This window comes from Lentzea chajnantorensis (assembly GCF_054300775.1).
Genome location: NZ_JBSDZT010000002.1, coordinates 5,310,459 through 5,335,383, shown reverse-complemented (window position 1 = coordinate 5,335,383; position 24,925 = coordinate 5,310,459). Strand labels below are relative to the sequence as shown.

Annotated in this window: 26 protein-coding genes; 12 read left to right on the top strand and 14 right to left on the bottom strand. The window is 71.1% G+C overall.

Annotation, left to right across the window (positions count from 1 at the left end; all coding sequences use genetic code 11):
- Positions 1-48: 48 nt before the first annotated feature.
- Positions 49-633 carry a DinB family protein gene (locus tag ACVDFE_RS26420; protein WP_458432261.1) on the bottom strand — a complete coding sequence of 195 codons (585 nt, stop codon included), beginning with the start codon at positions 631-633 and terminating at the stop codon, positions 49-51.
- Positions 634-815: 182 nt separating this feature from the next.
- Between ACVDFE_RS26420 and ACVDFE_RS26415 the strand changes: the two genes are divergently transcribed.
- Positions 816-1,742, top strand: a complete 927-nt coding sequence (locus tag ACVDFE_RS26415; protein WP_360394856.1) for a helix-turn-helix transcriptional regulator — start codon at positions 816-818, stop codon at positions 1,740-1,742.
- Positions 1,735-2,310: a pyridoxamine 5'-phosphate oxidase family protein gene (locus ACVDFE_RS26410; protein WP_360394549.1), complete on the top strand. Its 576-nt coding sequence runs from the start codon at positions 1,735-1,737 to the stop codon at positions 2,308-2,310. Before ACVDFE_RS26415 ends, ACVDFE_RS26410 begins: the two co-directional genes overlap by 8 nt.
- On the opposite strand, the gene ACVDFE_RS26405 is transcribed toward ACVDFE_RS26410, so the two are convergent.
- Both ACVDFE_RS26405 and ACVDFE_RS26400 read right to left on the bottom strand, forming a co-directional pair.
- On the bottom strand, positions 2,307-3,596 hold the full coding sequence (locus ACVDFE_RS26405; protein ID WP_458432260.1) for a M20/M25/M40 family metallo-hydrolase: 1,290 nt from the start codon (positions 3,594-3,596) through the stop codon (positions 2,307-2,309). The genes ACVDFE_RS26410 and ACVDFE_RS26405 overlap by 4 nt on opposite strands.
- A gap of 87 nt (positions 3,597-3,683) precedes the next feature.
- A complete protein-coding gene (locus ACVDFE_RS26400; protein WP_458432259.1) occupies positions 3,684-4,511 on the bottom strand; it encodes a M55 family metallopeptidase in 828 nt (275 codons plus the stop codon).
- Positions 4,512-4,576: 65 nt separating this feature from the next.
- On the opposite strand from ACVDFE_RS26400, the gene ACVDFE_RS26395 reads away from it, so the two are divergent.
- Genes ACVDFE_RS26395 through nikE form a run of 4 tightly spaced genes read left to right on the top strand, consistent with a single transcriptional unit; the run spans position 4,577 to position 9,617 of the window.
- Positions 4,577-6,313, top strand: a complete 1,737-nt coding sequence (locus ACVDFE_RS26395; protein ID WP_458432258.1) for an ABC transporter substrate-binding protein — start codon at positions 4,577-4,579, stop codon at positions 6,311-6,313.
- Between the two features lies 1 nt (position 6,314).
- A complete protein-coding gene (locus ACVDFE_RS26390; protein WP_458432257.1) occupies positions 6,315-7,265 on the top strand; it encodes an ABC transporter permease in 951 nt (316 codons plus the stop codon).
- The gene (locus tag ACVDFE_RS26385; protein WP_360394535.1) at positions 7,262-8,086 is read left to right on the top strand and encodes an ABC transporter permease; all 825 of its coding nucleotides are present in this window, start codon (positions 7,262-7,264) and stop codon (positions 8,084-8,086) included. Before ACVDFE_RS26390 ends, ACVDFE_RS26385 begins: the two co-directional genes overlap by 4 nt.
- A gap of 4 nt (positions 8,087-8,090) precedes the next feature.
- Positions 8,091-9,617, top strand: a complete 1,527-nt coding sequence (gene nikE, locus ACVDFE_RS26380) for a nickel ABC transporter ATP-binding protein NikE (protein WP_458432256.1) — start codon at positions 8,091-8,093, stop codon at positions 9,615-9,617.
- On the opposite strand, the gene ACVDFE_RS26375 is transcribed toward nikE, so the two are convergent.
- The gene (locus tag ACVDFE_RS26375) at positions 9,578-9,868 is read right to left on the bottom strand and encodes a hypothetical protein (protein ID WP_458432255.1); all 291 of its coding nucleotides are present in this window, start codon (positions 9,866-9,868) and stop codon (positions 9,578-9,580) included. The genes nikE and ACVDFE_RS26375 overlap by 40 nt on opposite strands.
- 116 nt (positions 9,869-9,984) lie before the next feature.
- Between ACVDFE_RS26375 and ACVDFE_RS26370 the strand changes: the two genes are divergently transcribed.
- Positions 9,985-12,102, top strand: a complete 2,118-nt coding sequence (locus ACVDFE_RS26370) for a choice-of-anchor P family protein (RefSeq protein ID WP_458432254.1) — start codon at positions 9,985-9,987, stop codon at positions 12,100-12,102.
- Here the strand turns inward: ACVDFE_RS26370 and ACVDFE_RS26365 are convergent, their stop codons facing one another.
- The 5 genes from ACVDFE_RS26365 to ACVDFE_RS26345 all read right to left on the bottom strand — a co-directional run bounded on the left by ACVDFE_RS26365 (position 12,103) and on the right by ACVDFE_RS26345 (position 17,402).
- Positions 12,103-13,140 carry a GrpB family protein gene (locus tag ACVDFE_RS26365; RefSeq protein WP_458432253.1) on the bottom strand — a complete coding sequence of 346 codons (1,038 nt, stop codon included), beginning with the start codon at positions 13,138-13,140 and terminating at the stop codon, positions 12,103-12,105.
- A gap of 33 nt (positions 13,141-13,173) precedes the next feature.
- Positions 13,174-14,046: a non-homologous end-joining DNA ligase gene (gene ligD / locus ACVDFE_RS26360; protein WP_458432252.1), complete on the bottom strand. Its 873-nt coding sequence runs from the start codon at positions 14,044-14,046 to the stop codon at positions 13,174-13,176.
- Positions 14,036-15,478 carry a non-homologous end-joining DNA ligase gene (ligD, locus tag ACVDFE_RS26355; protein ID WP_458432251.1) on the bottom strand — a complete coding sequence of 481 codons (1,443 nt, stop codon included), beginning with the start codon at positions 15,476-15,478 and terminating at the stop codon, positions 14,036-14,038. Before ligD (ACVDFE_RS26355) ends, ligD (ACVDFE_RS26360) begins: the two co-directional genes overlap by 11 nt.
- On the bottom strand, positions 15,479-16,306 hold the full coding sequence (gene ku / locus ACVDFE_RS26350) for a non-homologous end joining protein Ku (protein ID WP_360394517.1): 828 nt from the start codon (positions 16,304-16,306) through the stop codon (positions 15,479-15,481).
- A gap of 118 nt (positions 16,307-16,424) precedes the next feature.
- Positions 16,425-17,402: a tyrosine-type recombinase/integrase gene (locus tag ACVDFE_RS26345; protein ID WP_360394514.1), complete on the bottom strand. Its 978-nt coding sequence runs from the start codon at positions 17,400-17,402 to the stop codon at positions 16,425-16,427.
- A gap of 617 nt (positions 17,403-18,019) precedes the next feature.
- On the opposite strand from ACVDFE_RS26345, the gene ACVDFE_RS26340 reads away from it, so the two are divergent.
- Positions 18,020-18,802, top strand: a complete 783-nt coding sequence (locus ACVDFE_RS26340; protein ID WP_360394512.1) for an LLM class flavin-dependent oxidoreductase — start codon at positions 18,020-18,022, stop codon at positions 18,800-18,802.
- An 8-nt stretch (positions 18,803-18,810) separates the two neighbouring features.
- Here the strand turns inward: ACVDFE_RS26340 and ACVDFE_RS26335 are convergent, their stop codons facing one another.
- Both ACVDFE_RS26335 and ACVDFE_RS26330 read right to left on the bottom strand, forming a co-directional pair.
- Positions 18,811-19,374 carry a TetR/AcrR family transcriptional regulator gene (locus tag ACVDFE_RS26335; RefSeq protein ID WP_458432250.1) on the bottom strand — a complete coding sequence of 188 codons (564 nt, stop codon included), beginning with the start codon at positions 19,372-19,374 and terminating at the stop codon, positions 18,811-18,813.
- 36 nt (positions 19,375-19,410) lie between these two features.
- Positions 19,411-20,253, bottom strand: coding sequence for an SDR family NAD(P)-dependent oxidoreductase (locus ACVDFE_RS26330; RefSeq protein WP_458432249.1), 843 nt, complete (start codon positions 20,251-20,253; stop codon positions 19,411-19,413).
- Between the two features lie 91 nt (positions 20,254-20,344).
- On the opposite strand from ACVDFE_RS26330, the gene ACVDFE_RS26325 reads away from it, so the two are divergent.
- Positions 20,345-20,893, top strand: coding sequence for a cadmium resistance transporter (locus ACVDFE_RS26325; RefSeq protein ID WP_458432248.1), 549 nt, complete (start codon positions 20,345-20,347; stop codon positions 20,891-20,893).
- A 1-nt stretch (position 20,894) separates the two neighbouring features.
- Here ACVDFE_RS26325 and ACVDFE_RS26320 read toward each other — a convergent pair whose 3' ends face one another.
- Positions 20,895-21,482, bottom strand: a complete 588-nt coding sequence (locus tag ACVDFE_RS26320; protein WP_458432247.1) for a TetR/AcrR family transcriptional regulator — start codon at positions 21,480-21,482, stop codon at positions 20,895-20,897.
- A gap of 60 nt (positions 21,483-21,542) precedes the next feature.
- Here ACVDFE_RS26320 and ACVDFE_RS26315 point away from each other — a divergent pair, with 60 nt between their 5' ends.
- On the top strand, positions 21,543-21,779 hold the full coding sequence (locus tag ACVDFE_RS26315) for a hypothetical protein (RefSeq protein ID WP_458432246.1): 237 nt from the start codon (positions 21,543-21,545) through the stop codon (positions 21,777-21,779).
- Positions 21,780-21,788: 9 nt separating this feature from the next.
- Here the strand turns inward: ACVDFE_RS26315 and ACVDFE_RS26310 are convergent, their stop codons facing one another.
- Together ACVDFE_RS26310 and ACVDFE_RS26305 are read right to left on the bottom strand one after the other, a co-directional pair.
- Positions 21,789-22,055 carry a hypothetical protein gene (locus ACVDFE_RS26310; protein ID WP_458432245.1) on the bottom strand — a complete coding sequence of 89 codons (267 nt, stop codon included), beginning with the start codon at positions 22,053-22,055 and terminating at the stop codon, positions 21,789-21,791.
- A gap of 2 nt (positions 22,056-22,057) precedes the next feature.
- Positions 22,058-23,002 carry a helix-turn-helix transcriptional regulator gene (locus ACVDFE_RS26305; protein WP_360394493.1) on the bottom strand — a complete coding sequence of 315 codons (945 nt, stop codon included), beginning with the start codon at positions 23,000-23,002 and terminating at the stop codon, positions 22,058-22,060.
- 44 nt (positions 23,003-23,046) lie between these two features.
- Here ACVDFE_RS26305 and ACVDFE_RS26300 point away from each other — a divergent pair, with 44 nt between their 5' ends.
- Positions 23,047-24,159: an epoxide hydrolase family protein gene (locus ACVDFE_RS26300; RefSeq protein WP_360394490.1), complete on the top strand. Its 1,113-nt coding sequence runs from the start codon at positions 23,047-23,049 to the stop codon at positions 24,157-24,159.
- Positions 24,156-24,905: a ZIP family metal transporter gene (locus ACVDFE_RS26295; protein ID WP_458432244.1), complete on the top strand. Its 750-nt coding sequence runs from the start codon at positions 24,156-24,158 to the stop codon at positions 24,903-24,905. The genes ACVDFE_RS26300 and ACVDFE_RS26295 overlap by 4 nt, the downstream gene beginning before the upstream one ends.
- Positions 24,906-24,925: the final 20 nt, after the last annotated feature.

The window sequence follows — 24,925 nt, the reverse complement described above, 5'->3', positions numbered from 1 at the left end:
CCGCGACGGGGTGCGCCGCACGCCGCGGGCAGCGCACCCCGTCCGAGGTCAGGCGGTGCGCGCGGCGGCCTCCCTGGCGGCCTGCTCGACGCGGGCGACGTGCGCGGGCCAGTCCTGGCCGTCGGGCAGGTTCGACACGGCCGCGCGCAGGCCGACGGTGCCGTCGAGGGTCTCGCGGACGATGTCGGCGTGGCCGCAGTGCCGGTTGGTCTCGGCGATCACGTGCACGAGCAGCAGGTGCAGGGTGACGTGCCTGCGGTCCTGCGGCCACCACGGCACGACACCGGGTGCGTCCAGGGGCAGCTCCTCGATGGAGCTGTCGGCGAACGCGGTGGCGCGGGCGTGCAGGGACAGGACGAACTCGCGGGACTCCTCGGCGGTGGCGAACATGTCCGCGTTCGGGTCGCCGTTGTCGATCCAGGGCAGGGTCTCGCCGAAGGGGCGGCCCATGCAGGCGCCGAAGTACTCCTGCTCCACGCCGGCGAGGTGCTTGACCAGGCCGAGCAGGTTGGTGCCGGTGGGGGTGAGCGGGCGGCGCACGTCGTACTCGGACAGGCCGTCGAGCTTCCACAGCAGGGCCTCGCGGGCTGCTTTGAGGTAGTGGTGCAGGTCTGCCTTGGGGTCACGGGACATGGGCGTCACCCTGCCATGATCGACAGGCGGTCTCCCGCGGGTCCGCCTGATGCGCGGTGAGGCGTTGCCGCAGGTCGCCGGGCTCGCTCCGGGGAACCTCCACGCGGACTGTGTTCACGGCTGACACACTGGGAACAATTGCGGAAAGTTTCATTCCGCGTTCGCGGGGAGGGGTGGAACTCGTGCTGGAGACGTCGGCCCGGCTGCTGAAGCTGCTGTCACTGCTGCAGTCCCCGCGCGACTGGACGGGTCCGGAGCTGGCACGGCGGTTGCAGGTGACGACCAGGACGGTGCGCAACGACGTGGACCGGCTGCGCACCCTGGGCTACCCGGTGCACGCGACACCCGGGGTGACCGGCGGGTACCGGCTGGGCGCGGGAGCGAGCCTGCCGCCGTTGCTGCTCGACGACGACGAGGCGGTGGCGGTCGCGCTGAGCCTGAGCACGCAGGACTCCGAGACCGCGGACCGGGCGCTCAAGAAGCTGGAGCAGGTGCTGCCCTCCCGGTTGCGCCACCGGGTCTCGGCGGTGCGGGAGCACAGCACCGGCACGAGCGCGGAGCCGGACCCGGACGCGATGGTGACGATCGTCGACGCCTGCCGGGCACGGGAGCGGTTGCGGTTCGACTACGTGGCGTTCGACGGCACCGAGGACCGCCACGAGGTCGAGCCGCACCGGCTGGTGCACGCGCGGGGCCGCTGGTACCTGGTGGCCTGGGACGTGGCGCGGCAGGACTGGCGCACGTTCCGCGCCGACCGGGTGCGGCCGCGGGTGCCGGCCGGGCCGCGGTTCACGCCGCGGGAGCTGCCGGACCTGGAGACCCACCTGGCCCAGGGCCTGGCCACGGCGGCGTGGCGGTGGCGCACGACGGTGCTGGTGCACGCGCCGGCGGCGGAGATCGCGGCGAGGGTGCCGGCGGCGCTGGTGGAGGCGGTGGACGAGCGCACGTGCCGGGTGACGGCCGGGTCGGACACCCCGCAGGTGCTGGCGGTGCACCTGGGAATGCTGGACGCGGAGTTCGAGGTGGACGGTCCGCCGGAGCTGGTTCAGCACCTGGGAAAGACGGCTGACAGGTTCCGCAACGCCGTCGATACTGCCGGGCATGGGTAAGAGCTACGAGCGCATCGAGCCGCGACTGCGGGAGTTCATCGAGGACCAGAAGGTGTTCTTCGTGGCGACGGCGCCGCTGGCCGGGGACGGTCACGTGAACCTCTCGCCCAAGGGCCGCGCGGGCACGCTGCGCGTCCTCGACGACCGGACGGTGGCGTACCTGGACTTCGGCGGCAGCCACGCCGAGACGATCGCGCACGTGCGGGAGAACGGCCGGATCACGCTGATGTGGTGCGCGTTCGACGGGCCGCCCAACATCGTGCGCGTGCACGGCCGCGGCGAGGTCGTCTTCCGCGACGACGCGCGTTTCACCGAGCTGGTCACCGGCTTCGGCGACGCGGACGGGCCGGGGCTGCGGGCGGTCGTCGTGGTGCACGCGGAGCTGGTCAGCGACACCTGCGGGTTCGCCGTGCCGTTCATGGACTACCGCTGCGAGCGCACGCTGCACGCGGACTACTTCGGCCGCAAGTCCGACGAGGAGTTCCGCGAGTACACCGGCAAGAAGCCGACGAACGTCGCGAGCATCGACGGCCTGCCCGCGGTGCCGCTGCCCCTGCCGCCGCGTTAGGACATCAGGAACCGGTCGAGCACGCGGGCACCGAACTCCAGGCCCTCGACGGGAACGCGTTCGTCGACACCGTGCGCCATCGCGCGGTAGTCGTACCCCCGCGCGGGCAGCAGCAGCGGCGCGAAGCCGTAGCAGTGGATGCCCAGCTTGCTGAACGCCTTGGCGTCGGTGCCGCCGCCCAGGCAGTACGGGACGACGACGGCGGAGGGGTCCTCGTCGCGCAGCGCCTCGGCCATGGCGGTGAACCAGGGTGTGTCGACCGGTGCCTCGACCGGTGCCTGGCTGTTGATCAGCTCCCTGGTCACGCCGGGGGCGAGCAGGGAGTCGATGGTGGCGAGGACCTCCTCGACGGTGCCGGGCAGGGTGCGCACGTCGAGCTCGGCGGTGGCGGTGCCGGGGATGACGTTGACCTTGTAGCCGGCGTCGAGCACGGTCGGGGTGGTCGAGCAGCGCACGGTGTTCTCGACGAGCTTGGCGGCCGGGCCCAGGCGGGCGACGGTGGCGTCGACGTCGTCGAGGTCGACCTCGATCCCCAGTGCCTTGCCCGCGCCGACCAGGAACGCCTCCGCGGTCGGGGTGAGCACGACGGGGTGGCGGTGGGCTGCGATGCGGGCGAGGGTGGTGACCAGGGCGGTGACGGCGTTGTCGGGGTTGCGCCGCGACCCGTGCCCTGCGCGGCCGGTGGCGGTGAGCCGCATGTGGGAGGTGCCGCGCTCGGCGGTGCCGACCGGGTACAGCCGCACACCGTCGACGTCGTAGGAGAACGCCCCGGACTCGCTGATCGCGGCCTGCACCCCGGCGAAGTGGCCGGCGTGGTGCTCGACGAGCCAGTGCGCACCATAGGCGCCCAGGTCCTCCTCGTCGGCGACGAACGCGAGCACGACGTCGCGGCGGGGTCGGCGGCCCTCGGTGTGCCAGCGGTGCACCACGGCCAGCGTCATGGCGACCATGTCCTTCATGTCGACCGCGCCGCGGCCGTGGACGAACCCGTCGCGGATCTCGCCGCTGAACGGGTCGAAGCTCCACTCGGCGGGGTCGGCGGGCACCACGTCGAGGTGGGCCTGCACCAGCACGGCGGGCAGGCCGGGGTCGGTGCCGGGGATGCGGGCGAGCACGTTGGTGCGCCGCGGCGCGGGTTCGAGCAGCGTCGGCACCACGCCGCTGTCGTGCAGCACGGCCGCGACGTGCTCGGCGGCTTTGCGTTCGCCCCGGGACTCACCGCCGCCGCGGTTGGTGGTGTCGAAGCGGATGAGCTGCGCACACAGCTGTGCCACGTCCAACGTCATGGGGCCACCGTAACCACAGGTGCCTCGTGAGAAGGTCACGGCACCCACGATCCGGGACGATCGCACGCACCGGGTGTGCGGCGGGGGTCAGCCGTAGATGCCCTCGATCGCCCCGGCGGCCACGTGCGTGACGACCTTGAACGCCTTCATCGCCTCGGTCATCGACACCGCGTCGAACCCGACCCGCCGCACCCCGACGAGCTCGACGGTCGGCACGACCGCGGCGGCGTCGGCCAGGTGGGTGGCGTCGAACTCCACCTCGACGCGATGCGCCGCCACGGCACCGCGGTCACGCCCGGCGCGTGCCATCGACAGCGTCGCCGCCTCGGTGATGCGGGAGTGGGCCACCGCGGGCGGCAGGCACACCGCGGCGTAGCGCGACACGCACTCCTTCACGGCCACGAGCTGCGCGCCGGGCGCGTAAGCGCGGGCGTCGACGCAGGTGCGGTCGTCGCCGGTGACCATGAGCACCGGCACCCCGTGCTCGGCGGCCAGTGCGGCGTTGAGCAGGCCCTCGGAGGCAAGTACGCCGTCGAGCCACACACCGGTGACGGAGTTCTCCAGGTAGGTGTGGGCCAGCACCCCGGTGTCGCCCGCGGCGGCGTGGTAGCCCAGGAACACCACCCCGTCCACGCCCGAGTCGACGCCCTGCATCATCGACAGCGGCTTGTGGCGGCCGGTGAGCAGCCGCGCGGCCGGGTGCAGCTCCTCCAGCAGCAGGTTGCGCTGCGAGGAGTGGGCCTCGTTGACGAGCACGTCGGTCGCCCCGCCGGCGACAAGGCCCTCGACGCAGGCGTTGACGTCGCCGGTGAACAGCCGCCGGAACCGCTGCCACGGCTCGGTGCCGGGAACGACGTCACCGGTCCAGGTGACGCCGGTGGCGCCTTCCATGTCTGCCGAGATCATGATCCGCACATCTGGGTAACGTAGCGGCGGGCGGCTGGGGAGAGGGGTATTTCGTGCGGGTGAGGTTGTGCGCGTTGGTCGCTGCCGCGACCGTCCTGGGGGCCACGACACCGGCGGCGGTGGCGCAGCAGCCGACGATCCTGAAGGTCGCGATCGTGCAGCAGATCGACTCGCTGAACCCGTTCCTGGCGGTGTTCCAGTCGAGCACCGAGGTCAACCGGCTGATGTACGACTACCTCACCGCCTACGCCGCCGAGGACCAGCGTGTGACCGAGGGGATCGCCAGCCGGTGGGAGACCTCGGCGGACAAGCTCACCTGGACCTTCACGGTGCCCGAGGGCAAGAGGTGGAGCGACGGGCAGCCGATCACCGCCCACGACGTCGCGTTCACCTACACCCTGATGCTGACCGACGAGGCCGCGCGCACCGCCAACGGCAGCTTCGTCGCGAACTTCGAGTCCGTCACCGCCACCGACGACCGCACCGTGGTCATCAGGACCAAGGCACCGCAGGTGACGATGCTGGCGCTGGACATCCCGATCGTGCCCCGGCACGTGTGGGAGGAGGTGACCGGCGTCAAGGACTACGCCAACGACCGGATGCCCGTCGTCGGGTCGGGGCCGTTCGTGCTGACCGAGCACGTGGCCGGGCAGTTCATCAAGCTCAAGGCCAACAAGGACCACTGGCGGGGCGCACCGAAGTACGACGAGCTGCACTTCGTGTACTTCCAGAACTCCGACGCCGCGGTGCAGGCACTGGGCAAGGGCGAGGTCGACCTGGTCAACCGGATGGCACCGGCCCAGTTCGACTCGCTGGCCGGCCGGCAGGGCGTGACGCGCAACAAGGCGCAGGGCCGCCGGTTCACCGAGCTGCTGATCAACCCCGGCGCCGCCACCCGCTCGGGTGAACCGATCGGCGACGGCAACCCGGCGCTGCGCGACGTGCGGGTGCGGCGGGCCATCGCGCAGGCCGTCGACATGGACGCGCTGGTCTCCCGGGTGAACCTCGGCTACGCCGAGCGCGGTGCGGGCCTGGTGCCACCGGTGTTCGCCAAGTGGCACTGGCAACCGAGCGAGCAGGAACGCCGCAGGTACGACCCGGCCGCGGCCAACGCCGCCCTCGACGCCGCCGGTGTCGCGCGCAAAGCCGACGGGACCCGGTTGGCGCTGCGGCTGATGGGCCGGGCCGGACGCGCCTACGACGAACAGGCCTCGGAGTACCTGAAGCGGTCGCTGGGCGAGGTCGGGATCGCACTGGACGTGCGGCTGGTGTCGGACAACCAGCTCAACGAGGCCACCACGGCCGGCACCTACGACCTGGCGTTCTCCGGCTGGGCCACCAACGTCGACCCCGACTTCGTGCTGAGCCTGCACACCTGCGGGCAGCGTCCCGGCGCGGACGGCAAGGGCGGCACCACCGACGCCTACTTCTGCGACGAGACCTACGACCGGCTCTACGCCCGCCAGCTCTCGGAGTTCGACGAGTCCAAGCGGATCGAGCTGGTCAAGCAGATGCAGGCCCGCTTCTACGACCAGGTGCCCGCGGTCGTGCTCGCCTACGACAACGCCCTGGAGGCCTACCGGTCCGACCACGTCGCCCGCTTCACCACGCAACCGGCGCAGGGCGGCGTGATCATGGCGCAGAACGGCGTGTGGGGCTACTACGGCGCCGAACCCGCCGACCGGGCGGCGACGACGGCGACGGTGAGCCGCACGGCACTGGTCATCGGCGGCGTGGTGCTGCTGGGGCTGGTCGTGGTGGTGGTCGCCGTGGTGGCGCGGCGGCGGGCGACGGTGGGGGAGCGCGAATAGCGTGCGGCTGCTCGGTCGGCTCGGCGGTGCTGCGCTGAGCCTGGTGATGGTGGCGGTGCTGGGGTTCTTCCTGTTCCGCGTGGTGCCCGGCGACCCGGTGGTGTCGATGACGCGCGGACGGCCGACGACCGCGGCGATGCAGGCCGAGCTGCGCGCGCAGTTCGGCCTGGACCGGCCGCTGCCGGAACAGTTCTGGACCTACTTCACCGGGTTGCTGCGCGGTGAGCTGGGCACGTCGTTCACGTTCCGCCGGCCGGTGGCCGATGTGATCGCCGAACGCCTGGGCCCGACGCTGCTGCTGGTCGGCACCGGCACGCTCATCGCGGTGCTGCTGGGCCTGTGGCTGGGCATCCGGGCGGCGTGGAAGCGCGACACGGCGTTCGACCGGGTGACGACCGGGGTGTCGCTGACGCTGTGGGCCGTGCCGACGTTCTGGCTCGGCATGCTGCTCATGATGGCCACCGGCGACCTGTTCCCCTCCCGCGGCATGCGCGACACCGACACCGCACCCGACTTCCTGTCCCAGGCACTGGACGTCGGGCACCACCTGGTGCTGCCGTCGCTCACGCTGGTCGCGGTCGTGGCGGCGGAGTACATGCTGGTGATGCGCTCGTCGCTGCTGGAGGAGATGCACGCGCCCTACCTGACCACGGCACGGGCCAAGGGGCTGCGCGACGACCTGGTGCGCCGCCGCCACGCGGTGCCCAACGCGGTGCTGCCGGCGATCACGCTGGTGTTCCTGCGGTTCGGGCTGGTGGTCGGCGGGGCGATCACGACGGAGACGGTGTTCTCCTGGCCGGGGCTGGGGCTGTTGTTCTACGACGCGCTGACCGGGCCGGACTACTTCCTGCTGCAGGGGCTGCTGGTGGTGACGGCGGGCGGGGTCGTGGTGATGAACCTGCTGGCCGACCTGCTGCACGGCGTGCTGGACCCACGGGTGAAGGTCGTATGAGGGTGATGCTGTCCCACCGCTCGGGTGTCGCGGGCGCGGTGGTGCTGCTGGTCGCGGCGGTGGTGGCGGTGCTCGCGCCGTGGCTGGTGCCGGCGGAGGCGCTGGACGTGACGCGGGTCAGCGCACGGGCCTGGCAGCCACCGGACGCGGCCGCGTGGCTGGGCACCGACCACACCGGCCGCAGCGTGGCCGCCCTGGTCGTCTCCGGTGCGGGCACGTCGTTGTTCGTCGGGCTGACCGCGGCGGTGCTGTCGGTGGGCATCGGCACGCTGGTGGGCATCACCAGCGGGCACTTCGGCGGGCTGGTGTCGGGGGCGTTGCTGCGGGTCACGGACTTCTTCCTGGTGCTGCCGGCACTGGTGCTCGCGATCGCGCTGTCCACGGTGCTGCCGCGCGGGCTGGGCACGATCGTGCTGGCCATCGGGCTGACGAGCTGGCCGTCGACGGCGCGGATGGTGCGGGCGCAGACGCTGACGATCGAGGCACGGCCGTTCGTGGAACGCGCCCGCGCCCTGGGCGGCGGGCACCTGCACGTGATCGGCCGGCACGTGCTGCCCTCGGTGGTGCCGCTGGTGCTGGTGAACACGACGCTGGCGGTGGCGTCCTCGATCGTGGCGGAGTCGACGCTGGCGTTCCTCGGGCTGGGCGACCCGACCCGGATCTCGTGGGGCGCGATGCTGCACCAGGCGCAGCTGCACGGCGCGGTGCCGCAGCGGGCGTGGTGGTTCCTGTTGCCGCCGGGAGTGGCGATCGTCGTGGTGGTGCTGGCGTTCACGCTGGTCGGCCGCGCCCTGGAAGCCGTTGTGACACCGAAGAGGTGACCTGGTGCTGGAGCTGAAGAACCTCACCGTCCACTACGGACCCAAGCGGGTCGTCGACGACGTGAGCCTCACCCTGGCCGCCGGGCGGACGCTGGGCCTGGCGGGGGAGTCGGGGTCGGGCAAGTCGACGCTGGCGATGTCGGTGCTGCGGCTGCTGCCCAAGACCGCGCGGGTCGAGGGCGAGGTGCTGCTCGACGGCGAGGACGTCGCGGCGATGTCGTGGGGCCGGCTGCGAGCGGTGCGGTGGGCATCGGCGTCGGTGGTGTTCCAGGGGGCGATGCACTCGCTGAACCCGGTGCGCCGCGTCGGCGAGCAGATCGCCGAACCGATGCGCCTGCACCACACGCCCGGCAACGTCCGGGAGCTGCTGGAACAGGTCGAGCTGCCGGCCGGCAAAGCCCGCGCCTACCCGCACGAGCTCTCCGGCGGGCAGAAGCAGCGGGTGATGATCGCGATGGCGCTGGCGTGCTCACCGCGGCTGGTGATCGCCGACGAACCGACCACCGCGCTCGACGTCGTGGTGCAGGCCCAGGTGCTGGCACTGGTCACACGGCTGGTCACCGAGCAGGACCTGAGCCTGCTGATGATCAGCCACGACCTGTCGGTGCTCGCGCAGACCTGCGAGGACCTGGCGGTCATGCACCGCGGCGCGCTCGTGGAACGCGGCGGCACCCGCACGGTGATCGCGAACCCGCGCCACCCGCACACCGCGGCGCTCGCGGCGGCGTTCCCGGTCATCGGCGACCCCGCCCACCGCTGGACCGAGCCCGCGGAAGACCCCCCGCGGCCACTGCTGCAGGTGCGCGACCTGCGCGTGGACTACGGCCGGACCCGCGCGGTCGACGGCGTCGACCTGGAGGTCGGCCACGGGGAGATCGTGGCGCTGGTGGGGCAGTCCGGCTCCGGCAAGACGACACTGGCCCGCGCCATCATGGGCCTGCGGGCACCGTCCTGCGGCACGGTGGTCTTCGACGGCGCCGAGGTGCCCCGCTCGGGCCGGGCGCTCAAGGCGTTCCGCCGCCAGGTGCAGCTCGTGCTCCAAGACCCCGCCAGCGCCCTGAACCCCCGCCACACCGTCTACGCCGCCGTCGCGGAGGGACTGCGCGTGCACGGCCTGGCCGACGACGAACACGCACAGGTCACCACCGCCGTCGAACGAGCCGAGCTGCGACCGGCGACGGTGTACCTCGACGCCGTGCCGCACGAGCTGTCCGGCGGCCAGCAGCAACGGGTGGTGATCGCCGGCGCCCTGGTGCTGCGACCCCGCCTGCTGGTGGCCGACGAACCGGTCGCCTCCCTGGACGCCTCGGTGCGCGGCGAGATCGTGGCGCTGTTGCTGCGGCTGCGCCGCGAGCTGGGCCTCGCTTCCCTGATCATCACCCACGACCTCGGCCTGGCGTGGCAGATCGCCGACCGGGTCGCGGTGATGCACCAGGGCAAGATCGTCGAACAGGGCCCGGTCGAGCAGGTGCTGCTCAACCCCGAACACGACTACACCCGCACCCTGGTCCGCGCGGTACCGCGCATCTGAGGTGCTGCACCGCCCCCGCCGAGATCGGCAGGGGCGGTGTGGACCGCTGCGACCGCACCCGCCGGCGGCCGCGGGTACAAGCCGCCGATCAGCTGTTCGTGCCCCACGATCCGCCCAACCTCCAGCGCGAGCAGCGCCCGCTGCCGCATCGCGGCGACCTCCCGCCCACCGACCTGCCCGGACCCGGCACCCCACCACCACGACCGGTGCTCCTTCCCGGCACCGCACACCCACCGGGCCGGAACCGGCATTGGTCCGAACAGGCCGACTACCGGTGCAAAGCGGTGATGGTGTGTATCCGAACGCCCGCGTGCGATCTCCTTCCGATCGGTCGGGGAACAGAACCCAACGAGCGGAGACCACGCGCATGAGACCCACCCTCACGGTCGGCACCGCACTGGTGACCACCGTGGCCTTGGCCCTGCCCGCGCACGCGGCCACCGGCAACCTGCCCGGCGGCACCAGCATCGGCGTCACCATCACCAGCCCCGCACCCGGCACCCTCGTAGTACCGGGCCCCGTCACCGTCACCGGCAAGGCCACCATCGGCACCGGCGTCGCGATCGTCGACACCGCGCTGACCTACGTCCTGGACGTGTCCGGCTCCACCGCCTCACCCGTGGCCGCCGGCTGCGGCGGAGACCACAACGGCGACGGCCAGCCCAACACCGTCCTGGACTGCGAGGTCGCCGCAGCCAAGGCCCTGCACGCCAAGGCCGCCGTCCCCAACACCGTCGTCGGCAGCGTCGGCGCCGCCGTGTTCGGCACCGACGGCGCGCCGGTCGACGTCAGCCCCGCCGCCGGCGAGCAGAAGACCGCCGCCCCCGCCGCCGACACCAACGGCAACGGCACCCCCGACGTCATCGAGGCGGTGACCACCGCCCGCTACGGCGGCGTCGGCCTGTTCACCGACCACAGCTTCCCCAGCGGCACCAACTACACCGCCGCGCTGACCGCCGGACTCGCCTCCGCCACCGCCGCACCGCAGCAGCGCAAGCTCATGGTGTTCCTGTCCGACGGCGCCGGTGCCGGCTCCGTCGACGCCCAGCTGCAGCAAGCCGTCGCCGCCGGCATCACGATCTACACCTTCGCCGTGTCCAACGGCGTCGCCTGCGACCTCGCCGGCTCGCAGAGCTCGTTGCGCAAGATCGCCGAGACCACCGGCGGCACCTGCACCGAGGTCCCCGACGTCTCCCAGCTGCCCGACCTCGTCCCCGGCGTGATCGCCTCCAAGCTCACCCAGCTCACGCTCACCGTCGACGGCGGCGCCGACCTGCCCGTCACCGCCATCACCCCGGCCCTGCCCCAGGACGGCCCCGCCACCGTCGACTACACCGTCGACACCCCGGCGCTGACCGCGGGCACCCACCAGCTGTGCGTCACCGCCCGCGGCACCGACGGCGGGGGACCGGGCAGCGTCACCGAATGCACCACCGTGCGCGTCAACGCCCCACCCGTCGTCCTGCCCGGCGGCCCCTACGCCGGCCAGGAAGGCACCGACGTCACCCTCGCCGGCACCGTCACCGACCCCGACGGCCCCTCGCTGACCACCTCCTGGACCGCCACCCCGCAGTCCGGTGTCGACGCGGGCGCCACCTGCACCTTCGCCGACCCCACCGCCCAGACCACCACGGTCAGGTGCACCGATGACGGCGTGTGGACCCTGCGGCTGACCGCCGACGACGGCCTCAACCCGGCCGTCTCCACGACCACGACGCTCACCCTGACCAACGTCGCCCCGAACACCACCCTCACCGCCGACAAGACCCTCGCCACCCGCGGCACCACCGTGAACTTCACCGCACCGTTCACCGACATCGCCGCCAACGACACCCACACCTGCACCTTCGACTACGTCGACGGCGGCGCGCCGGAGAACGGCACCGTCAACCACAGCGCCAAGACCTGCACCGGCTCACACGCCTTCACCACCCTGGGCGTGCACAACGTCCTGGTGACCGTCACCGACGACGACGGCGGCTCCGCCACCGCGGTGCTCACCGTCGTCATCTACCTGCGCGGCGAAGCATGGGCCCTCTCGGCCAGCGGCCTGATCACCGTCGCCAAGACCCCGCACGCCACGTGCCCGCCCAACGAGGACAAGACCATCGCCACGGTCAACGTCCTGGGCCTGGCGTCGGTCAACGCCCTGCACGCCGACTGCACCCTCGACCCCACCACCGGCCGCACCCGGGCCAACGCACGCGTCGAGGGCGCCACGCTGCTCGGCGGCGCCATCCAGCTCAACGCCGTCGAAGCCTCCTGCACCAGCGACTCGGGCGGCATCACCGGCACCTCCAAGGTCGGCAGCCTCAACGGCCAGCCGATCGGCTCCGCACCCGCCACCATCGGCATCCCCGGCGTCGCCACCGTCCACCTCAACGAAACGACCACCGGCCCCGGCGGTCAGCTGACCCAGACCGCCGTGCGCGTGCAGACGCTGCTCGGCCAGCAGATCGTCATCAGCGCGTGCCGCCTGGGCTGATCAGGCCAGCGCCCGCAGGATGATCCGCTCCACCACGCGCGTCTTGGCGTCGGCGTAGTCCTGGACCCGATCCCAGGTCCGCCCCGCCAAGACGCGCTTGGTCCGCTCGTACTCCTCCCGGTCCGCCGGGTGGGAACGCAGCCGGTCGCGGAACACCAGCATCCGGTCGACCTCCTCACAGGCAGGGGAGAACACGTGCAGGTTCACGTCCGGCCCGTGGTCGCGCAACAACCGGTGCTCGTACCAGCCGTGCTCCCGCAACCGCAGGTAATAGCCCGCCGCCACCAACGCCGGCACATAGGCGTCCTCGTCGTTCGAGTCCGCCACCACCAGCAGAACATCGATCAACGGCTTGGCCGCCAACCCCGGCACCGACGTCGACCCCACGTGCTCCAGCCGCAGCACCGCCGCCCCCAGCGCACCCCGGATCCGCCGCGCCTCCCGCTCGTACCAGCCCGGCCAGTCCGGGTTGTAGTCCTCCAGCACGACCTGCCCCGACCCCACCGGCGACTCCGTCACGAACTCCACGTCGTCCGACGGCAACCGCCACGCCACGTACGCGCGTTCCAGGATCTCCAGCACGACCTCGTTCTTCGCCGCCGCGTAGTCCCGCACCCGCTCCCACTGCCGCCCGGCGAGCTCCCGCTTCACCCGCGCGTACAGCGCACGGTCCTCGTCGTTCACGCGCAACCAGTCGCGGAACACCCGATGCCGCCGCACCTGCGCACACCCCCGCGCGAACACGTGCAGGTTCACGTTCGTGTCCGGCCCCTTGAGGATGCGGTGGTGGTGCCAGTCGTCCTCCCGCACCACCACCCGATACCCCACGGCCTCCAACGCCGGCACGTACGACGCCTCATCCGCCGCGTCCGCCACCACCAGCATCAGGTCGACCACCGGCTTCGCGCACAACCCCGGCACCGACGTCGACCCCACGTGCTCCAGCTCCGCACCCGGCACCGCCCCCAGCACCCGCGCACGCTCCCGCTCGAACAACCCCGGCCACGCGCAGTCGTACTCCACGAGCTCGACGTCCACGACACACCCCCTCGTAGGCAGTCGGCCAGAATATCAACCCCCGAACAGGTCACCCACCGCATCAACCCGCGCCAGCACCTCATCCGCCGTGAACACCAGGTCCTCCACCACCCGGCACTCCTCGACCTCGTCCCACGTCACCGGCGCCGACACCGTCGGCCGCTCCCGCGCCCGCAACGAGTACGGCGCCACCGTCGTCTTCGCCGGGTTGTTCTGCGACCAGTCGATCAGCACCTTCCCGGTGCGCTGCGCCTTCGCCATCGTCGACACGACCAGCTCCGGGAACTCCCTCGCCAACCGCCGCGCCACCCCCTTCGCGTACTCCGACGTGTCCTTCGCCGGCGCGTACGCGTACACCTGCATCCCCTTGTTGCCCGACGTCTTCGCCCACGAGTCCACACCGTCGTCGTCCAGCACCGTCCGCACCAGCTCCGCCACCCGGCAGCACTCCACCACCGTCGCCGGCGCCCCCGGATCCAGGTCGAACACCAGCAGGTCCGGATCCCGCTTCCCACCCCGCGGACCCACCGTCCACTGCGGCACGTGCAACTCCAACGCCGCCAGGTTCGCCAGCCACACCACCGTCGCCAACTCGTCGACCAGCACGTAGTTGACCGTCTCGTTGCCCTTCGTGCTGCCCGGCGACTCCAACCGCACCGTCCGCACCCACTCAGGACGGCGCTGCGGCGCGTTCTTCTCGAAGAACCACTTCCCGTCCACCCCGTTCGGGAACCGCTTCAACGTCACCGGCCGGTCCTTCAGGTGGGGGAGCAGCACCGGCGCGACCCGCGTGTAGTAGTCGATCACCTCACCCTTGGCGAACCCGAACCCCGGGTACAACACCTTGTCCAGGTTCGTCAGCTTCAACACCCGGCCCTCGACCCGCACCGACACCTCACCGCTCACCCCGCGTCACCTCCCCGGGCGTCTTGTCCGGCCGCAACCCCCGCCACGCCGGGAACCGCATCCGCCCGTCCGGTGTCCACTGCCGGAACACCACCTCCGCCACCAGCTCCGGCTCCACCCACTTCGCGCCCCTGGACCTCTCCCTCGGCATCTCCGTCACGAACGGAGACGACCTGCGCGCCAACGCCTTCAACCGCGGCGTCAGCACCGCCAGCTCCGCGTCGCTGAACCCCGTGCCCACCGACCCCGCGAACGCCAGCCCGCCGTCCTGCGGAATACCCAGCAACAACGCACCGACCACCCCCGCACGCTTGCCCTCACCCATCCGCCAGCCCCCGATCACCACCTCCTGCGCCATCAGATCGGTGATCTTGCGCCACACCGGCGACCGCACCCCCGGCTGGTACACCGAGTCCAGCCGCTTCGCCACCACACCCTCCAGACCCTGCTCCCGGCTCGCCGCCAGCACCGCCGCCCCATCGGCGTCATACGACGGGGGAGTGAGCCAGTTCGGCCCCCTCAGCCCCAGCTCCCGCAGCAACTCACGGCGCTGCCGAAAAGGCAACGACACCAACGACCGGCCATCCAGGTGCAACAGGTCGAACACCAACAACGTCACCGGGTACTGCCGCGCCGCCCGCCGCGCCGCATCCGACTTGCTCACGTGCATCCGGTTCTGCAACGCGCTGAAACTCGGCCGCCCATCCCGCAACGCCACGATCTCCCCGTCCAGCAACGCCTCCGTCGACCCCAGCTGCGCACCCACCGCCTGCAGCTCCGGATACGCCACCGTGATGTCGTTGCCCAACCGCGACCACGCCTGCACCCGGCCACCCTCGACCCGCAGGATCGCCCGGACACCGTCCCACTTGAACTCGTACGCCCACTCGTCGTCATCATCAGCAGGCAACGAACCCGGAACCGCCAGCATCGGCTTCACCTGCTCGGGCAACACCTGCCAGTCCGGCCGCGCATTCGCGTACCGCCGCTTCACCATCCAGTTCTTCCCGTCCCCACCCGACCGGAAGAACACGAACTGACCCTCGACCCGACCCCCGCGCAGGACCACGTCCACCTCGCGGTCCGACCACTTCACCGTCTCGTACCGGCCCCGATCCCAGATGACCATCGACCCGCCGCCGTACTCACCCCTCGGGATCTCACCCGAGAACTCCGCGTACTCCAGCGGGTGGTCCTCCGTGCGCACCGCCAGCCGCACCACATCCGTCGTCGGCGGCAACCCCTTCGGCACCGCCCACGACACCAGCACCCCACCCCGCTCCAACCGCACATCCCAATGCAGGCTCGACGCGTGGTGCTCCTGAACCACAAACGTGTCATCGTCACCACGGGGGAGAACCGCAGCACCCGGCACGGGCTCCGGCGTCCTGGCCGGATCCCGCTTGCGCCGGTACTCGTCGAGCCCGGCCATCTACGCCGACGAAGCCTTCTTCTTCGGAGCGGCCTTCTTCGCCGACGCACCCTTGCGCCCGGCCTTCGCCTTCTCCACACTCCGCTCCAAAGCCGTCATCAGGTCGATCACATCGCCCTTGTCCTCCGACTCCGGCTGCTCGGGCAACTCCGCACCCTCCGCCTTCGCCGCGATGACCTTCTCCAGAGCATCCCGGTAGTCATCGGTGAACGAGCCCGGATCGAAGTCACCCGCCATCGACTCCACCAACGACGTCGCCATCCTCAACTCCTGCGGACGCACCTCCACGTCCTGCTCCAAGAAGTCGAACTCCGCCCTGCGGATCTCATCCGGCCACAACATCGTGTGCAACACCAGCACGTCATCACGCGCCCGGATCGTCGCCAGCGTCTCCTTCTGCCGGATCGTGATCTTCACGACCGCCAGCTGACCCGTCTTCACCAACGCATCCCGCAACAACACGTACGGCCGCGCCGCCGCCTTGTCCGGCTCCAGGTAGTACGTCTTCTGGAAGTAGATCGGATCGATCTCCTCCGCCGGCACGAACTCCAGCACCTCGATCGACTTGTCGGTCCTCACCGGCAACTTCTCGAAGTCCTCGTTCTCCATGACCACCATCCGGCCGTCGTCCAGCTCATAGCCCTTGGTGATCTCGCCGTACTCCACCTCGTTGCCGCACACCGAACACACACGCTTGTACTTGATGCGCCCGCCGTCCTCACGGTGCACCTGGTTGAAACGGAAGTCGTGCTCCTCGACAGCCGTGTAGAGGCGCACGGCGATCGTCACCAACCCGAAGGAGATGGCCCCACGCCACACGGATCTCATTCCCACTGAGTACCCCTGAAATGCGGTTTTCGCACCACCACGTCACCCACACGGCCCACCCCACCGGCACCAGGGCAACCCCGACCCACCGAGGCTCCCGCACACCGGTCGAACCCCACTACATGTCCCGCAACGCCCGATACGTCCTATTGCTCGCCACCGCCGCACGCCGCTCCCGCGCCGTCGCCTCGATGTAGTTCTGACTCGTCGCCAAACTCGCATGCCCCAGCAACGCCATGATCTCGCTCGCCGACGCCCCGTCCTCCGCCAACCGCGTCGCGAACGTGTGCCGCAACGCGTGCAGGTTCGCCCCCGTCGGCACCCGGTCGTGCAACCCCGCCCACCGGAAACACGACTTCACCAGGTACTCCAACCCACCCCGCCCGATCGGCTCACCATGCCGATCCCGCAACAACGCACTGTCCCGGTCGAACCGCCCCTGCGGAAACCGCCGCCGGCAACTCGCCAGGTACGCCTCCACGATCCGCTCCATCGGCGGCTCGATCGGCACCGACCGGTCCCGGTTCCCCTTCCCCTTCACGTGCAACCGCCGATCACCCTCCCGCCCCACGACGCTCGCCAGCGTCAACGTCCGCATCTCCGCACTGCGCAACCCCGCCACCAACCCCAGCGCGATCACCAGCACGTCCCGCTCCGGCCACGGGTCACGCCCCTTGCGCGCCCCCTCCGCGGCCGCCGTCAGCAACTGCTCGGGCGTGTCCTCACCCCGCAACGGCTTGGGCACCAGGGGAGGGGTCTTCGGCCGCGCCACCGCACCCATCGGGTTGCCCGCGATCAGGTCCTCGGCCACGCAGAACGTGAGGAACTGGTTCCACGTCGACCAGGCCCGCAGCACGGAGCTCTTGGCGTGCGTGTCCGCGAACAACCCGAAAGCGTGACGCAGGTTGGCGCCCGTGAGGTCCTGCACGACGAGGTCCTCGACGGGGGAGGAGAGGGTCTCGGCCAGGAGTGCGGTCACGCCGGCGAGATCCCGCTGGTAGGCCGCGGTGGTGTGCGGCGAGTCCTTGCGGGTCCGGCGGGCGAGGAAGAAGGCGTCCTGCGCGGCGAGCACGTGCATATGGATCTTGTACCGCACAGCACCGACAATTCCGCGTTCTGTGCTGGATAATGGCGATTATGCATCAAATGTCCGTTTCGCCGGACTCCGGCGGCGGGCGGTGGCACGGTCGGTGGCGCCGGAGTTCCTCGGGGAGCCCGCGTCACGATTCACCGGTTCGCGCGTCTCTTCCACAACCAGTCGATGCCGACCGCGCTCCGGCATCGCCGAGGTTCGAGGTTCAGGCGTCTGCAGGGGTGTCCGCCGACCTGCCCGTGGGCGACACCCGCAGACGCACCTGAGGACAGTCCGGCGCGACGGCCTGGGATTCGGGTCCTTCTGGACGATCTCCGCAGGTCGCCGTTTCGCCGATAATCTACATTATGTCAAGTAACGCGGATCCGGCGCTGCTGGAGCCCTCCTCCGGGGTTCGCGCGCCTGCCTTGCGCCGCGTTGCGTTCGCCGGGCGCTGACGCTCGGTTCGCGTGTCGGTTCGTCGTTCTGCGTCGGGACGCGCGTCGCTGTTGCCGCTTGGTGAAGGTGGCGCTTCGGTGACCGCGCTGCGGCCGCTCGCCGACGCTCGCCTGCTTTCGTCACCGTGGCGTTAGCTCCCCTGGTCAGATGATCTTGTCAGGGGTGCTTGCCACACTCGGTGCATGCGATTCGCGATGTACGTGCCGTGCTTCGGTCCGGAGCTGGGTGACCCGGCTGAGCTCGTGTCGCTGGCGGTGGCCGCCGAGGAGGCGGGGTGGGACGGGTTCTTCCTGTGGGACCACGTGGTGGTGCCGGACGAGCCGGTGGTGGCGGACGTGTGGGTGGTGCTGGGTGCGGTGGCGGCGCGGACGTCGTCGATCCGGTTGGGGCCGGTGGTGACGTCGTTGGGGCGGCGGCGGCCGTGGAAGGTGGCGCTGGAGGCGTCGACGGTGCAGCGGTTGTCGGGTGGGCGGTTGGTGCTGGGGGTGGGTGCGGGGACGCCGCAGGACTTCTCCCCCTTCGGTGAGGTGGTGTCGCGGGCGGAGGCGATGTCGGAGGGCGTGGGGTTGGTGCGGGCGTTGTTGTCGGGTGAGGTGGTGGATCACCGGGGTGCGTTGTTCCGTGCGGAGGGTGTGCGGTTCGCGCCGGTGGAGGTGCCGATCTGGGTGGGTGGGGTGTGGCCTCGGGAGGTGCCGTTCCGTGCGGCGGCGTTGGCGGACGGGGTGGTGCCGGCGGTGTTCGGTGGGTCGGGGTTGGCGGTGGTCTCCCCCGCTGATGCGGCGCGGATCAAGGCGGAGTTCGTGGCGTCGGGTGGGCCGGTCGGGGGTGATCTGGTGATCTGGGGTCCGGGGTTGTCGGATGTGGGTGCGTATGAGGAGGCGGGGGTGACGTGGGTGCTGACTGATGGTGGTGCGCGGGATGTGGCGGGGTTGCGGGAGTTCGTGGTGGCCGGTCCCCCGCGGTAGGTGTGCGGTCAGGAGGCGTGGAGGCCTTCGAGGAGGGTGTCGAGGTAGCGGTGGGCTGTGGTGACGCGGTCGTGGGTGGGGTGGCCGTGGAGGTGGACGGCGTAGGCGATGCCGCACATGAGGGGGACGATGTCGCCGTCGTGGACGGTGGTGCGGACGTGGCCGGCGTCGCGGGCGCGGGCGAAGAGGGCTTTGCCGAGTGCTTGGAGTTGGTGTTTGAGCTCGGTGGTGTGTGGGAGGGCGTCGGTGGTGGAGGCGACGACTTTGACCGTGGCGGGGTCGGTGACCTGGGCTTCGACGGTGCGTTCGAGGAAGGTGCGCAGGGCGTGCCAGGGGTTGTCGGCGGTGAGGGCGTGGTGGCCGTGTGCGGTGAGGGTTTCGAGGTAGGGGGTGGCGATGGTTTCGAGGAGGGCTTCGGTGGTGGCGAAGTGGCGGTAGACGGTGCCGACGCCGAGGCCTGCGCGGCGGGCGACGTCGTTGAGCTGCAGTGGGGTGCCTTGGTCGACGAGTTCGCGTGCGACGGCCACGATGCGGTCGAAGTTGCGGGCGGCGTCCTTGCGCAGTGGCGTCATGTGTCCAGGGTAATTGGATAGCCCATCCGTATTGGGTCAGCTGGGCTCGAGTGGCGCGTGCTGTTCACTGAGGCGGCGGATGGCGGCGATCACGTGGGGTTGCAGTGCGGTGCGGTGGGGGGTGGTGGGTGTCCCGTTCGGCCCAATGAGGAGTTGTGTTCGGCCGGTGAGTGCGGGGTTGGTGGCGGCGGTGATGGAGGGTTGTGCGGCGTGGGTGGCGGGTCGGGCGGTGGAGCGGGCGAAGGTGCGTTTGACCAGTGGCCAGAGCAGGCGCAGTGGTGGGGAGACGATGTTCGGGTCGTTCATGGTGCCGTTGGTCATGTCGGTGGCTGCTCCGCCGGGGTCGGCGGCGATCACGGTGATGCCGTTGGTGCGGGTGCTGAGGTCGAGGGTGTAGGCGAGGTTGGCGAGTTTGGCGCGGCCGTACCAGTGGAAGGCGTAGTAGCCGCCGGGTGGTTCGGTGTGGTCGAAGTTCTTCTTGGCGGCGATGACGGCTGCTGAGGTGACGTTGACGATGCGGCCGGTGATGACGGGCAGGAGCAGTTCGGTGAGCAGGTAGGGCGAGAGGTGGTTGACGAGGAAGGTGGCTTCGAGGCCGTCGATGTGCTGGTGTCGGGGGAACATGGCGCCGACGTTGTTGATGAGGACGTCGAGTGGTCCTTCGTCGGTGAGTTTGCGGGCGAGTGCGCGTACTTGGTGCAGTGAGGCGAGGTCGGTGCGGAGGAATCGGGCTTCTCCCCCGATCTGTGCGGTTGCTTGGTGTCCTCGTTGTGGGTTGCGTCCGATGACGGTGACGGCGAATCCGCGTCGGGCGAGTTCTTTTGCGGTTTCGAGTCCGATGCCGGCGGTTGCGGCGGTGATGACTGCTTTGGGTGGCATGGCGTCTCCTGTGTGGATAGATGATCCGTTTCGGGACGCTAGCACATCCGGATGAGCTATCCGTTTGTCGCGTGCGCGAGAATCCCCGCTCGTGGACCTCGCTGTGATCGCCCAGGCCGCAGGCATGTTCGCCGTCACCAACGTCGACGACCTGGTGCTCCTGGCCCTGTTCTTCGCCCGCGCCCGCTCCGCCTGGCAGATCGTGGCCGGTCAGTACCTGGGTTTCGCGGGCATCCTCGTGGTGGCGGTGCTGGGTGCCCTCGGCGCTTCCCTGCTGCCCGAGCAGTTCCGCCCCTGGCTCGGCCTGATCCCCCTGGCGCTGGGCCTGAAGGCGGCCTGGTCGCTGTGGCGCGGGGACGACGACGGCGACCCCGGCGCGGCTCCGGGCGTCCTGGCCGTCGCGGGTGTGACGCTGGCCAACGGTGGCGACAACATCGGCGTCTACGTCCCGGTCTTCACGGTGACCGACGCGCTGTGGCTCTACGTCGTGGTGTTCCTGGCGCTCGTGGGCGTGTGGTGCCTGGCGGGCTGGTTCCTGGCCTCCCGGCAGGTGGTCGCCCGCGCGCTGGCCAGGTGGGGTCACATCGCGTTGCCGGTGGTGCTGGTCGGGATCGGTCTGCTGGTGTTGTTCTCCGGCTGAGTCACCGGAACAGGGTGTCGAGCACATGGCCGAGGATCGCGGCGGGGTCGGCGGCCGGGGCGACGGTCTGGCGCAGGGCGAGGCCGATGCCCAGTGCGCCGAGCAGGACGACGGCCTGCTCCAGGGGCAGGGCGGGGTGCAGGCCGAGGCGGCGGGAGTGTTCGCGCAGCAGTGCGGTGACGGCGTCGTCGTGGCGTTGCTGGACGGCGGCGACCTGGGCCGCGGTGCCGGGGTTCTGGGCGGTCGCGGCGAGCACCTCCGCGGCGGCCGCGCTCCACCGCGCGGCCTGGTCGCCGGTCGTGGTGGCGGGTGTGAGTGCGGCGATCAGCTCGTCGCGGGTGGTGGCCGCGCTCAGGGCGGTGCGCAGGGTCTGCAGGTGGGTGTCGGCGTCGGTGTCGACGAGGGCGAGCCAGAGGCCTTCCTTGCCGCCGAAGTGCTTGTAGACGGCGCCGCGGGTGTAGCCGGCGTCGGCGGCGATCTCCTCGACGGTGGCGGCGAGGAAACCGCGGCGCAGGAAGACCTGGCGGCCGGCGGTGAGCAGGTGGTCGTGGGTGAGCCGCTGCTGCTCGGCTCGGGTGAGGCGGGTCATCGCCGTCCATTCGGTAACACGGTGTTTCTGGATACCCGACGTTACTGTACCGTCGGGTGGGTGGAGCTCCTGGCGTCCGTGGCCGCGTTGCTGAGCCTGCCCCTCTTCCTGGCGGGTTTCGCCTGGTACGCCCATCGGGCCCGGCGCAGCGGCAGCGGGCATTCGCTCATGGCGCCGTTCGAGGAGATCTGGGATCCGGTTGCACACCGGACGAACGTCGAGGTCCACGCCGAGGCCCAGCGGCAGGACGAGGCGCCCGCGCCCGGTGACCCGGTCAGGGTGCGCCGCAGGCGGTAGGCCGGGTGCTCACAGGGGCCACAGCGGCCGTGCGCGGGCGGGGTCCGCGACCGCGTCGGACAGGGCGGCGGCCAGTCCCGCCAGGTCCTGTTCGCTGAGGTCCCTCTCCCCCACCCGGCGCAGCACCTCGGCGCGCGAGCACACCACCACCGCTCCCGGGCAGGCGCCGAGCTCGGCCGCGGCGACGATCTCGGTGGCCCCGTCGTGCAGGACCAGGACCGGGTCGGGGGTGTCGGTGTAGAGCAGGTGCTCGATGTCCCTACCCGTGATGGCCATGGTCAGTCTTGTACGGCGCGGGCGTAGCGGGCCGCAAGGGTGCGAACGTGTGCAACCAGGTCGGGCGGTGAGGTGACCTCGAAGTCGAAGCCGAGCATGCTGATCCAGACGGCGAGGGTCTCGACGGAGTCCGAGCCGGTCACCAGGACGCAGGTGTGCTCGTCGACGGCCTCGACGCTGCCGATGGCGGGGCTGATCCGGGTGAGGACCTCGGTCGCGGGGGCGTGGACGAGGACGCGGGCCTCGTAGCGCCAGGCCGCGGAGGTCACCCGGGAGGCGACGTAGGTGGTGGCGTCGAGCTCGCGCGGGGTGAAGCGGGGCCCGTGCGGTGGTACGGGGCGGCTGATGCGGTCGACGCGGAAGCTGCGCCAGTCCTGCTTGTCGGCGTCCCAGGCGACGAGGTACCAGCGGCGGCCCCAGTTGACGAGGCGGTGGGGTTCGGCGCGGCGGCGGGTGGGGGTGCCGTCGTGGGAGGTGTAGTCGAAGCGGAGGGTGTCGCTGTCGCGGCAGGCGGCGGCGAGGGTGGTGAGCAGCTCGGGGTCCAGCGCCGGTGCGGGGCTGTCGCGGGGGACGGACTCGACGCCTTCGAGCGCGGAGACGCGGTGGCGCAGCCGGGAGGGCAGGACCTGTTCGAGCTTGAGCAGGGCGCGCAGCGACACCTCCTCCAGGCCCGTGACCGGCGTGGTGCGCAGGGCCACGGCGACGGCGACGGCCTCGTTGTCGTCGAGCAGCAGCGGGGGCAGCTCGGCGCCGGCGCCGAGGCGGTAGCCGCCGAAGCTGCCGGTGGTGGCGTTGACCGGGTAGCCGAGCTCGCGCAGCCGGTCGACGTCGCGGCGGACGGTGCGGGGGCTGATCCGCAGCTCGTCGGCGAGCTCCGAGCCCTGCCAGTCGCGGCGGGACTGCAGCAGGGCGAGCAGGCGCAGCAAGCGTGCGGAGGTTTCCAACATGACCCGGAACTTTAGGACAGGAGCTGGCCACAATGCCGCGGAGGATGGGTGACACGACGGAGATCAGGGAGTTCCGGGTCGCGGTCGGCGCGGCAGAGCTCGACGAGCTGGCGCTGCGCCTGGCGCGCACGCGGTGGACCGACCAGGTGCCCGGTGCGGGGGCGCGCTACGGCGACGAGGTCGAGACCGTGCGGGAGCTGGCGCGGTACTGGGCCGAGGAGTTCGACTGGCGGGCGGTCGAGGCGCGGCTCAACTCCTTCCCGCAGTTCGTCACCGAGATCGACGGCACCGGTGTGCACTTCCTGCACGTGCGCAGCACGAATCCGGACGCGTTGCCGCTGCTGATGATCCACGGCTGGCCGGGCACGGTCCTGGAGTTCGTGGACGTCATCGAGCACCTGCGCGACGACTTCCACCTGGTGATCCCCTCGACGCCCGGTGTCGGGTTCTCCGGTCCCACGACCGCGACCGGTTGGCACTCCGGGCGGGTCGCACGGGCCTACGCGGAGCTGATGAGCCGGCTGGGCCACACCCGCTACGGGGTGCACGGCAACGACGCCGGGGCGATCATCGGGCCGGAGCTGGGCCGGGTGGACGGCGAGCACGTGGCCGGGGTGCACGTCACGCAGGTCTTCTCGTTCCCCTCGGGCGACCCGGCCGAGGTGGAGGGGCTGACGCAGGACGAGCACCGGCGCCCGGGGGTGCTGCAGAACTTCTACGACACCATGTCGGGGTACGCGAAGCTGCAGCAGTCGCGGCCGCAGAACGTGGCGTTCGCCCTGGCCGACTCCCCCACAGGTCAGCTCGCCTGGATCCTGCAGCTGATGGGTGAGCCGGCGGTGAGCAGGGACTTCCTGCTGGCGAACGTGTCGATCCACTGGTTCACCCGCACCGCCGGGTCCTCGGCGCGGCTGTACTACGAGGACGCCCACCGCGAGGACACCCCGGGCGAGCCGACGACGTTCCCGCTGGGCGTGGCGGTCTTCCCCGACGACTTCCAGTCGATCCGCCGCTTCGCCGAACGCGACCACCACAACCTGGTGCACTGGTCGGAGTTCGACCGCGGCGGGCACTGCTCCGGGCACGAGGCACCCGATCTGCTGGCCGAGGACCTGAAGGTGTTCTTCGCGAAGTTGCAGGGCACCCCGCCTCGGTGACGCAGTGGATCGAAGCGGGACTGTGGGGTCTGGCAGGTGGCGGCGCGCTCGTCGCGGGCGCGGTCGTCGCCTGGTTCGTGCGCGTGCCGCGCGACGTGGTCGCGGTGGTGATGGCCTTCGGCGCGGGCGTGCTCATCGCGGCGGCGTCGTTCGAGCTGGTGGACGAGGCCGAGCAGACCGGTGGCCTGCTGGCGACCTCGGCCGGGTTCGCCGGGGGCGCGCTGGCCTACGTGCTGGCGAACGTGGTGCTGGCCCGCCACGGGGCACGGCACCGCAAACGGGCCGCGAACCAGCCCTCGGAGTCCGACCAGGCCGGCAGCGGCACGGCGATCGCGGTCGGCGCGCTGCTCGACGGGGTGCCGGAGTCGGTGGTGCTTGGTGTGTCGCTGCTCGACGGCGGGGGCATCGGGGTCGCGATGCTGGTGGCCGTGGTGATCTCCAACGTCCCGGAGGGCCTGTCCAGCGTCGCGGGCATGAAGCAGGCGGGGCGCGGAGCGGGCTACGTCTTCGGCGTGTGGGGTGTGATCGCCGTGGCCAGCGGCATCTCGGCGGCGCTGGGCAACGTGCTGCTCGACGGCGCCTCTCCGCAGGTGATCGCCGTCATCACCGCCACGGCCGCCGGGGCGATCCTGGCGATGATCGCCGACACCATGATCCCCGAGGCCTTCGAACGGGCCCGCCTCTACACCGGGCTGTGCACCACGGCGGGGTTCCTCACGGCGTTCGTGGTGGAACGTTTGGGCTGACGCGGGGTGCCCGGCGGGTG

Excerpts from the sequence above, each read along its gene's own strand:
- ACVDFE_RS26420 (WP_458432261.1), bottom strand. The coding sequence starts at position 633 with ATGTCCCGTGACCCCAAGGCAGACCTGCACCACTACCTCAAAGCAGCC.
- ACVDFE_RS26410 (WP_360394549.1), top strand. The coding sequence starts at position 1,735 with ATGGGTAAGAGCTACGAGCGCATCGAGCCGCGACTGCGGGAGTTCATC.
- ACVDFE_RS26405 (WP_458432260.1), bottom strand. The coding sequence starts at position 3,596 with ATGACGTTGGACGTGGCACAGCTGTGTGCGCAGCTCATCCGCTTCGAC.
- ACVDFE_RS26385 (WP_360394535.1), top strand. The coding sequence starts at position 7,262 with ATGAGGGTGATGCTGTCCCACCGCTCGGGTGTCGCGGGCGCGGTGGTG.
- ACVDFE_RS26375 (WP_458432255.1), bottom strand. The coding sequence starts at position 9,868 with ATGCCGGTTCCGGCCCGGTGGGTGTGCGGTGCCGGGAAGGAGCACCGG.
- ACVDFE_RS26370 (WP_458432254.1), top strand. The coding sequence starts at position 9,985 with ATGAGACCCACCCTCACGGTCGGCACCGCACTGGTGACCACCGTGGCC.
- ligD (WP_458432251.1), bottom strand. The coding sequence starts at position 15,478 with ATGGCCGGGCTCGACGAGTACCGGCGCAAGCGGGATCCGGCCAGGACG.
- ku (WP_360394517.1), bottom strand. The coding sequence starts at position 16,306 with ATGAGATCCGTGTGGCGTGGGGCCATCTCCTTCGGGTTGGTGACGATC.
- ACVDFE_RS26340 (WP_360394512.1), top strand. The coding sequence starts at position 18,020 with ATGCGATTCGCGATGTACGTGCCGTGCTTCGGTCCGGAGCTGGGTGAC.
- ACVDFE_RS26335 (WP_458432250.1), bottom strand. The coding sequence starts at position 19,374 with ATGACGCCACTGCGCAAGGACGCCGCCCGCAACTTCGACCGCATCGTG.
- ACVDFE_RS26330 (WP_458432249.1), bottom strand. The coding sequence starts at position 20,253 with ATGCCACCCAAAGCAGTCATCACCGCCGCAACCGCCGGCATCGGACTC.
- ACVDFE_RS26320 (WP_458432247.1), bottom strand. The coding sequence starts at position 21,482 with ATGACCCGCCTCACCCGAGCCGAGCAGCAGCGGCTCACCCACGACCAC.
- ACVDFE_RS26310 (WP_458432245.1), bottom strand. The coding sequence starts at position 22,055 with ATGGCCATCACGGGTAGGGACATCGAGCACCTGCTCTACACCGACACC.
- ACVDFE_RS26305 (WP_360394493.1), bottom strand. The coding sequence starts at position 23,002 with ATGTTGGAAACCTCCGCACGCTTGCTGCGCCTGCTCGCCCTGCTGCAG.
- ACVDFE_RS26300 (WP_360394490.1), top strand. The coding sequence starts at position 23,047 with ATGGGTGACACGACGGAGATCAGGGAGTTCCGGGTCGCGGTCGGCGCG.